This is a genomic window from Candidatus Nanoarchaeia archaeon (assembly GCA_035290625.1).
In the GTDB taxonomy this organism is placed as follows: domain Archaea; phylum Nanobdellota; class Nanobdellia; order Woesearchaeales; family DATDTY01; genus DATDTY01.
In genome coordinates this window covers 1-8,535 of record DATDTY010000021.1, presented here as the reverse complement: position 1 = coordinate 8,535, position 8,535 = coordinate 1, and the positions used below count along the sequence as shown (strand labels likewise).

Here is an 8,535-nt window from a genome sequence, read left to right as displayed (position 1 = left end):
AGCGCCCTCTTGTAAGCCATTATAACGGAGCGGCGGCACAGCGACAAGAGGGTCGCCTCCCTCGGAGAATGTCGCTATTCTGCCTGACTTGCGCATGGCGAACCTGGCGCTGCCGAGCGAAGCGAGCAACTTTTCAATGCGACCAGGGAACCATATCCTTTTTATACCTCTTCTCAAGTCCATCCTTAATGCTCACTGCAATCCGTGAATGGATACACATCATCTATGATGTTCCAACCTTAATAGCATATGGAGGAATGTTTATCCTCTTTGTCATCATCTTCGCAGAGACTGGCTTGATGGTCGGCTTCTTCCTGCCGGGAGATTCTTTGTTGGTTACAGCAGGCCTCTTTGCAGCAAAGGGAGATCTGAGCGTTTTCTGGCTTATTGTCGTGCTGAGCATTGCCGCAATTCTTGGAGACTCAACCGGCTACTGGATTGGAAAGACTGCAGGCCCTGCAATCTACAAGAAAGAGGATTCACGATTCTTCAAGAAATCCCATCTCAAGAAGGCAGAGCAGTTCTATATCAGGCATGGAGGGAAGACAATCATCCTTGCGCGATTCGTTCCGATCATACGCACCTTTGCTCCGGTTGTTGCAGGAGCTGCAAGCATGGATTATAAGCGGTTTGTCTCGTTCAATATCTTCGGTGGAATCCTCTGGGTAGCCTCGATGTCGCTTATTGGCTATTATCTCGGCAGGATACCCGGCATAGACAAGAACATCGATATCGTTGTTATTATCGTCATCTTTTTGTCGTTCCTTCCGATTATCTTTGAATGGTGGAGGAATAAAAGGAAAGGGGTTGAAGACAAAAGTCCAGTTCACAGAGAAAACTATGAGGAAGGCGACTCAATCCAAACAACACAGGATCATGGGCAAAGCAATGGATACGGGCAGAGAGAGATTGATAATAGGCTCTCCAATCTTGACAGAAATGACGAGCCCACCTTCTTCCAGAACCTCAATAAAACAGAGAGATCAGACAGCAGGCCACCTAAACACTTATAATCCTTTAGATATAAAGGGGCATTAAACTATGCTTACAACAGGTGCCGATGCAAAACATCTACTACCTTGATACGTCCATATGGATAGATATCCATCTTAAAAGAGGGCATAATGGAGAAGCAGCTAAAAAACTCATGGAAAAAATCATTTTAGGGAATCATCTTGTTCTCTACTCTGATAGTGTTGTGACTGAGTTCAAGAAGCTTGGCTTGCAGGAACATGAGATTCATCAGTTATTGTCCATAGCAAAGCCCGACAATATAAAACGCACTTCTGCAACCAAAAGAGAGATTGAAGAGGCAAAACGATTAGCCATGCAAAGGGATGTACCTATGCGTGATGCCCTTCATGCAGTGATTGCCCGTAACCATGGAACTCAGCTTGTGTCCAGAGATAGGCATTTCGACAGGCTGAGAGATATAACAAAAGCAAAACTCCCTGAAAATCTACTCAACGCCTAATTTCTTGGCAATCTCTTTAAATGCTTCTTCTCCTGCTCGGTGGATATCCTCATCAGTGATCTTTTTGTCTTTTTTACCTGAGCCATACGCCCTTTCCAGCCTCTGCAGAGCGTGCTGCGTCTCCAGATCCCTGATCTTTTCTCTCACAGCTTCGCGTATGAACTCTGTTTTTGTCGCGTACCTATGGCTTTTCATCACCTGCTCCATGTCCTGCAGGAATCTCTTTTCAAATCTGACTGAGACGGTCTCCATTGTATTACATTGTAATGCATAGTAATATATAAGCCTTTTGGTTTTCGGAGTGATTAAATAAGCAAATGCTGAAAGGGATCGGATGAAAGCTAATAATGGAGAAGACGTTTGGAAGCTTGGTTCTCACGTTGGATTGCCTGATGCTCATAGTGCTAAGTATTTGATTAAGAAACTGGTAAATAATGAGACATTTACAAGTTCGGATATGGGCAGATATTTAGCGGATTTGACCTAAATCCTTATAAAATAGCCTCTGTTTCTTCCCTCTATGGAATCCAAAGCCCATAAGAACGTCTTGAGAAAAAGCAAGGAAATAACAGGCACAGCCATCAGAGGCTATGACTTTGATAAAGGGGTGGACTATGACAAGATCATAGACTCGTTCGCAACAACAGGCTTCCAGGCTACGCATCTGTCAAAGGCAATCCAGATCATAAACAAGATGAGGAAAGAGAAGTGCACGATCTATTTAGGCTACACATCAAACATGGTCTCTTCAGGGTTGAGGGATGTGTTCTGCTACCTTGCAAAGCACAGGCTTGTGGATATCATTGTTACGACTGCCGGAGGCATAGAGGAAGATATCATCAAATGCCTGGGAGACTTTATCCTGGGCGATTTTGAACATGAAGGCAAGGAGCTGAGGGAAAAAGGCATCAACCGGACTGGCAATATCCTTGTCCCAAACAACAGATACGGAGACTTTGAGAACTTTTTCATCCCATTCTTAGAGAAACTGCACAAAGAGCAAGATGATCCAAAAAAGATATTCACCCCTTCAGAGATTATCGCAAGATTAGGCAAGGAAATAAACAATGAGAGATCGATCTATTACTGGTGCCAAAAAAACAGCATCCCTGTTTTCTGTCCGGCGTTAACAGACGGATCAATGGGGGATATGATCTATTTTTTTAAATGCAAGGACCCGGATTTCCTTATAGATATTGCCAATGACATAAAAAGATTAAATGACCTCACCATGGAAGCAAAGAAGACGGGCATCATCATTCTCGGAGCAGGCATGGTCAAGCATCATATCTGCAACACCAACATGATGAGGAATGGAGCAGACTATGCTGTGTACATCAACACCAGCCAGGAATATGACGGCTCTGATTCAGGAGCACAGCCTGATGAGGCAGTGTCCTGGGGCAAGATTGCAAAGAAGGAGGATTCTGTGAAGGTTGTTGGAGATGCCACTATCTTATTCCCATTGATTGCCGCGAAATGCTTCTGCTAATGCCTTCGCTAATAGAGCTCTCCAATATCCACTTCGTCAGAAGACACGACATCAATTGCTTCTGAGGCATCCTCTGCCTGAGGAGCTTCCTGCGAAGGCTGCTGAATAGGCTTTGATGCCGCTGCCTGGGGCTCCGCGCAGCCTGATAGCATAATCAGGGATACTAGCAATAGTGCGATTGCAATTTTCATCGTGCTCACCTCATCCTCGTTGATTCAGATTCCGTTGATTTGTCCATGCGGTTTTCAGCACTGCCTGATTTCATAGACTCTCTATTGGCAACTCTTGCCTTGGCAACTTGCCTGGGCATGGCTGCCTTCTTTGCCCGCACATCCTGCATGCGCCGATCAAGGCGCTTATCCTCGGCAAGATCATGCGAGGCTTTGGCTATCCTCTTCAGTTCGTTAAGGTCTTTGGAGTTTTGCGCCTGCTTCAGTTCGCGGAGCAGCACTGCATGCTTTTCCTGAAGCTCTGCTGTGCTCTCTCCTTCAGCTTCAGCATCTGCCAGCACCTCCCTTACCTCTTTTACCCGCATATAGGAATTTGCGCGTTGGGCAGTCAGCCGCGCCTCCTCACGCTCTGCCTTGAGCGACTCAAGATAGGTTTTCCATTCCTCACGGAATTTTGCAGCGTTTTCCTTTGTTGCGTTCTGGCCAAGGTATTTTTCCTGGAGGGATTTCAAAGCATCATAACGCTCCTTCACAGCTTCCATTTTTACGCCTTCTTCCTGGACAGTGCGCAGATGCTTTGCAAGCTTTCTGAATTCTTTCTGCTGGGCTTTCATATTATGGAACTGGCGAATCTTTTCCTCGGCAGCATCCTTCAGCTCCTCTTTCTTCGATTCCAGGGCAGCATGAACTGCATCTTTAAGGTCTTGGGTAAGGTCTTCTGGAGTAAGCCTCCTCACTTCTTCCTTAAATGAATTTGACAAGCGCCTGAGCTGTGTTACACGCTCAGCAAACTCTCTTCCTGTAAGCCTCTGCTCGTCTATGGCGCGAAGGCTGAGAATCTGGCTCTTGAGGGTTTCGAGAGGAGATGTGTCTTTGCCATTTTCCTTCAGAAAATCAATGATGGCAGTGGCAATCACATCATGGCGCATGATCTTCTTTGCCAGCTGGATGTTCAGGATATACTGCTTCAGGCCAATCCTGGCCCCAGCCTCCTGGGCGTCGGAAAGCTCTTCTGAAGTCAGCCCTGCCTCAGATGCCAGCTCTGCGTCTGTGGATACGTCATCTTCAATGTCATCGGCAACCTGAGTTGGCGTAACGTTCTCCTCAATTTCATACTCCTGGAGCTCTTCTTCCAGATCGTCTTCATCTTCTAGATCAGATGCCCCCTCTTGAAGGCCGTCCTGCAATGCATCAGCATCGCCAGCCCCTTGTACATCCTGAATGCCATCCTCTGCTCCTACGACTAAGATAGATGCTGCAAGCATTATAAGCGCAAACCAAACAACGTATACTTTCATACGTTCACCTCCTGATATTGAGCTTTTGAAGCAAGATATTTAAATCTTACGAATCGCATGGGCTGAACCTTGCACCCTAAACATCAAATTTGCCATCTTCCAGGATCCAGCCGGTAATGCGATGCTCAACTGAGGCCAAGGCGTCAGAGGTTCTCTCGAAGATGTGGTCATCAGGCATGAGTTTGCGAAAGGCGGGATTGCTCATGAGCGCCTCTTTGACTCCAGGCTGGAGCCCGCTGATAAGGACCTTCTTTTTTTGCTTGTGCCTGGCAGCAATAAAATCGTTGAGCCTCACAACAGCAGTGCTGTCAATGAATGGAACGTGCTTCATGCGCAGCACGACAACCGGCTTCTTCATTGCCATGTGCTCATCCACCTTGCGCTCAAAGACGTTCATAGCTCCAAAGAAGAAGGGCCCGTGCACCGTATAGACAGCAACTGCGCTTTTGAGCACATTGTTTTTCTCAAGGATGCTGTTGAACTCGTAGATCCTGTCGTTGTGCTCTTCGATATACTTGATATCGGCAATGCTGGTGAGCTTGAGGAATACAAGAAATACGGCAAAAAGGATTCCCATCTGGACCGCAAAGACAAGGTCGGTAAACACCGTAAATCCAAGCGTAGCCAATAGGACAAGGAATTCTGCCCCGCTGATGTGATAGATCGTCTTCATCTCATGGAAATTGATCATTTTCGCTGAAACAAACATCAGGATGCCTGCAAGAAATGCCTTGGGTATATGCTTGGCTAGCGGTGCAAACAAAAGCACGATGAGCAGGATAATAACTGCATGGATTATGCCTGCAAACTTTGTCCTGGCGCCTTCCCGTATATTTACTGCGCTCCTGGCAACTGCTGCTGTCGCAGGAATGCCGCCAAAAAAAGGAAGGACGACATTGACTATTCCCTGGCCCCGAAGCTCCTTGTCTGCATTGTGCTTTGTTCCCGTCATGCCATCACAGACCACTGCGCAGAGCAATGATTCTATTGACCCCAACAAGGCTATCGTGAAGCCGATGGGAAGAACATCGCGGAGAAGCTGAAGATTGAAATTTGGCAGATGGAATGAAGGGAGGCCGCTGGGGATCTCTCCAACCACAGGAACATCAAGCGAGAACACCATCACTGCGCCTGTAGTGAGCACAAGAGCAATGATTGAAGGAGGAAGAAGCATATGGTGCCTGGCGAGGATCCTGGGAAGGAAAACAAGGATCGCCAGCGTTAAACCAGCCAGCACCATTGCAGCGCCATTCGCAGAACCTGCCTGATTCCAAAGGCCGCCAAAAATCTGCCAGACATGCTCCTTTGCCTGGATTTCAAGCCCCAGCGCATTCGCTATCTGGCCTGTAAAAATGATGATCCCGATGCCTGCAGTGAATCCTGAAACAATCGGGAAAGGCATGAATTTTATGATGCTGCCTATCCTGGCAAGCCCAAAAATAAGCTGAATAAGGCCAGCAACAATGCCTGCCAGCAGAAGCCCATCAAAGCCATGGGCATTGACTGCTGCGAGTATCACAACAGCCATCGCTCCTGTTGGTCCTGTGATTGAGAACCTGGAGCCGCCAAAGGCTGAGCCAAGGATGCCTGCGATAATTGCAGTATAGATGCCGTTGATGGGAGGAACCCCTGATGCAAAGGCAAAGCCTATAGCCAACGGCAGGGCAACGATTGCTGTTACAAAGCCTGCCTTCAGGTCATGCAGCATATATTCTCTGGAGTGACTAAGGTCCACGGCCGCTCCCTGACCGCCAAGTAGTATTTAACCCTTTTGATGGTCTGGTTTTGTGAAAACGCAGGCAGGAATGATGGCAACCTTCAATTTCGAACCAACCTCGCCGCAATCGCAAAGCTTAATAATCACCAAAGGATGGACAGCCTCGATGAAGCCTCTGCTTATTGGCATTGATCCCGGAACAACCGTAGGGGTCTCTGTTCTCGATATGCAGGGAAGGGTCATAGAGGTTTCCTCATCAAAGGAGCTCAGCCTGCCAAAGCTTATAGCGCACATCATCCCCTTTGGGAAGCCTATCATCGCTGCGACAGACAAGCGGCAGATTCCGAAGTTCATAGAGAAGTTTGCTGCAAGCACAGGAGCAAAGATCATCGCGCCAAGGGAAGATCTCAAGGTGCTGGAGAAGAGAGAGCTCTGCAGGGGATTTAAGACTGCCTCGCAGCACCAGCTCGATGCCCTAGCTTCAAGCCTGTTTGCCTATAAGCATATTTCTCCGCTGCTGCGGAAGATCCGGTCTGTTCTTGAAAAGCAGGAGAGGATCGAATCCTTTGAGACCATAGCAGAGCAGATTCTCCTGGATGACAAGAATGTGGAGGCATGCCTCTCCGGCCTGTCTGAAAAGCCTGAGGCCATTGCAGGAAGAGAGATCAGGATTGAACGGACCAACCATATGCGAAAAGCCTTGGAATCCCTCAAGAGGGAGAACAGCCTGCTTAAGGAGCATCAGAGAGAGATTGAGCAGCGGCTGAAGAGGAGGAGGACGTGGCGCATCAGAAAACCAGTTCCGGACAGCCTTCTCGCATACAAGGATGCCAGGATACGCTCGCTTGAAACGATCATCAGGAAAAAAGAACGGCAGATCGAGGACAGCAGGAAGCACATTGGAAGGCTGATGGAGTTCATCTCAGGGCTGAACAGAATGGTTCTTGTGAAGAAGGTCAGCAACCTTACACGAAGGGAGTTTGAAGCCAAGGAATTCCTCAAGATACAGGAAAAGGACATTCTCCTGGTGGAGGATATGGCCAGCCAAAGCAGCGAGCTGATCGAGCGGCTCAGGCAGATGAATGTCCTTATTATTGCCAGAAAGCCGAAGAAGCTCGAAGGCATGACTGTCCTGGATGCCGCAAAGTTCAGCCTTACGGAAGATGTGCATTTTGCATCAGCCGACAAGGCGAGCATTGATCGGGAGGTCAATGCTATGCCCAACTTTGCCAGGATTATTGATGAGTACAGGAATCGCGCCTTATAGCCTGCTGCTCTGAGAACCTGATCCGGATTTTCCTTCCTGACATTGGCTTTGCCAGAATGTGGCTCCCAACAGCAACAATGGTGCAGTGCTCTCCTTTGTATATGATGGCGTCTCCTTTCTTGAATGCGAGCGGCCTGAACATCACTGTAAGGCGGTAGATGTCCTTTTGCGTCAGCCGGTTTCTGGAGAAGAGGCGCACTGATTCCTTAAGTTCGCCCTGGTATTTTGCTACAAGGAGCCTTCCCATCTGGCGGAGGTATTTGTTTGATGAGAATTGCAGGTCATAACCGCCCTTCACTTTCTTGAGCGAGGCAATCCTAGCTCTCTTGTCTTTTGTAGTCTGCGCCAGGACAAAATCAAGGTGAGCCTTAGTGACATCCCTCAGCTGAAGCGTTCCCTCGAAATAGTCGATATGCTCCATCAGGTTCTAGAACGGAGCGGATTATTTAAACGTACCTGAGAGGCGGCAGCCTCAATTCCACTTCTCAATCTTGATATGCTCTGCATCAACTCCGATGGAGCCAAGGAGAGCTGTCATCTGCCCGATCATCTCCTTTTTTCCGCAGATGAAGAAGAACCAGTCCTTGTACTCAGGCAGCTCTGTTTTGATGATTTCCTTGTCGATTCTCTTGTTGTAGGTCGCAGGCTCATGGAACTCCGGCTCCCGGGTTACGCATTTCACGAACTTGAAGCGATTATATGATTTTGCAAGATGCTCGAATGCTGCTTTGTCGCAGATTTCTTTATGGGTTCTTGCGCTGTAGATCAGGCAAAGCTGCCTTTGGCTTTTCTGCTTTGCCTCTGAGAAGATTATTGATTTGAATGGTGTATAGCCGATCCCTCCTGCGAGGAAGCAGATCTTTTTCATCTCAGGCTTTGCTGTGAAGCTGCCTAGGGGCCCTTTGAGGATGAATTCCTCTCCAATGCCTGCCTTTTCCAGGCGCTGGGTGAACTCGCCTTCGGTCTTGATGGCCAGTTCAAGCTCTTCTGCTCCCGGGATTGACGCTATTGAGAATGACCTTGTCAGAGGATTGTCTTTGAAGCGAATTGTTACAAACTGGCCAGGGGTGAAGCCAAGCGGCTTTTCTAGTGTGAAGAAGTATTTTTTAAGTTCCGG

10 protein-coding genes are annotated in these 8,535 nt (G+C 48.0%); 4 read left to right on the top strand and 6 right to left on the bottom strand.

Annotation, left to right across the window (positions count from 1 at the left end):
- Positions 1 to 188: 188 nt before the first annotated feature.
- Both VJB08_01700 and VJB08_01695 read left to right on the top strand, forming a co-directional pair.
- Positions 189 to 1,013: a VTT domain-containing protein gene (locus tag VJB08_01700; protein ID HLD42681.1), complete on the top strand. Its 825-nt coding sequence runs from the start codon at positions 189 to 191 to the stop codon at positions 1,011 to 1,013.
- Between the two features lie 47 nt (positions 1,014 to 1,060).
- Positions 1,061 to 1,474: a PIN domain-containing protein gene (locus tag VJB08_01695; protein ID HLD42680.1), complete on the top strand. Its 414-nt coding sequence runs from the start codon at positions 1,061 to 1,063 to the stop codon at positions 1,472 to 1,474.
- Here the strand turns inward: VJB08_01695 and VJB08_01690 are convergent.
- On the bottom strand, positions 1,460 to 1,726 hold the full coding sequence (locus tag VJB08_01690) for a ribbon-helix-helix domain-containing protein (GenBank protein HLD42679.1): 267 nt from the start codon (positions 1,724 to 1,726) through the stop codon (positions 1,460 to 1,462). The genes VJB08_01695 and VJB08_01690 overlap by 15 nt on opposite strands.
- A gap of 268 nt (positions 1,727 to 1,994) precedes the next feature.
- On the opposite strand from VJB08_01690, the gene VJB08_01685 reads away from it, so the two are divergent.
- Positions 1,995 to 2,966, top strand: coding sequence for a deoxyhypusine synthase (locus tag VJB08_01685; protein ID HLD42678.1), 972 nt, complete (start codon positions 1,995 to 1,997; stop codon positions 2,964 to 2,966).
- 8 nt (positions 2,967 to 2,974) lie between these two features.
- Here the strand turns inward: VJB08_01685 and VJB08_01680 are convergent, their stop codons facing one another.
- From VJB08_01680 to VJB08_01670, 3 genes are all read right to left on the bottom strand, one after another.
- A complete protein-coding gene (locus VJB08_01680) occupies positions 2,975 to 3,157 on the bottom strand; it encodes a hypothetical protein (protein HLD42677.1) in 183 nt (60 codons plus the stop codon).
- Positions 3,158 to 3,162: 5 nt separating this feature from the next.
- Positions 3,163 to 4,434 carry a hypothetical protein gene (locus VJB08_01675; GenBank protein ID HLD42676.1) on the bottom strand — a complete coding sequence of 424 codons (1,272 nt, stop codon included), beginning with the start codon at positions 4,432 to 4,434 and terminating at the stop codon, positions 3,163 to 3,165.
- A gap of 76 nt (positions 4,435 to 4,510) precedes the next feature.
- Positions 4,511 to 6,169 (bottom strand): SulP family inorganic anion transporter, encoded by a 1,659-nt coding sequence (locus tag VJB08_01670; protein HLD42675.1) that lies wholly within the window; start codon positions 6,167 to 6,169, stop codon positions 4,511 to 4,513.
- 148 nt (positions 6,170 to 6,317) lie between these two features.
- Here VJB08_01670 and VJB08_01665 point away from each other — a divergent pair, with 148 nt between their 5' ends.
- Entirely contained in the window at positions 6,318 to 7,418 is a 1,101-nt protein-coding gene (locus tag VJB08_01665; GenBank protein HLD42674.1) for a DUF460 domain-containing protein, read from the top strand.
- Here VJB08_01665 and VJB08_01660 read toward each other — a convergent pair.
- Both VJB08_01660 and VJB08_01655 read right to left on the bottom strand, forming a co-directional pair.
- Positions 7,387 to 7,839, bottom strand: coding sequence for an NMD3-related protein (locus tag VJB08_01660; GenBank protein ID HLD42673.1), 453 nt, complete (start codon positions 7,837 to 7,839; stop codon positions 7,387 to 7,389). The genes VJB08_01665 and VJB08_01660 overlap by 32 nt on opposite strands.
- A gap of 51 nt (positions 7,840 to 7,890) precedes the next feature.
- The coding region (locus VJB08_01655; GenBank protein HLD42672.1) for an FAD-dependent oxidoreductase at positions 7,891 to 8,535 on the bottom strand (645 nt) is incomplete at its 5' end.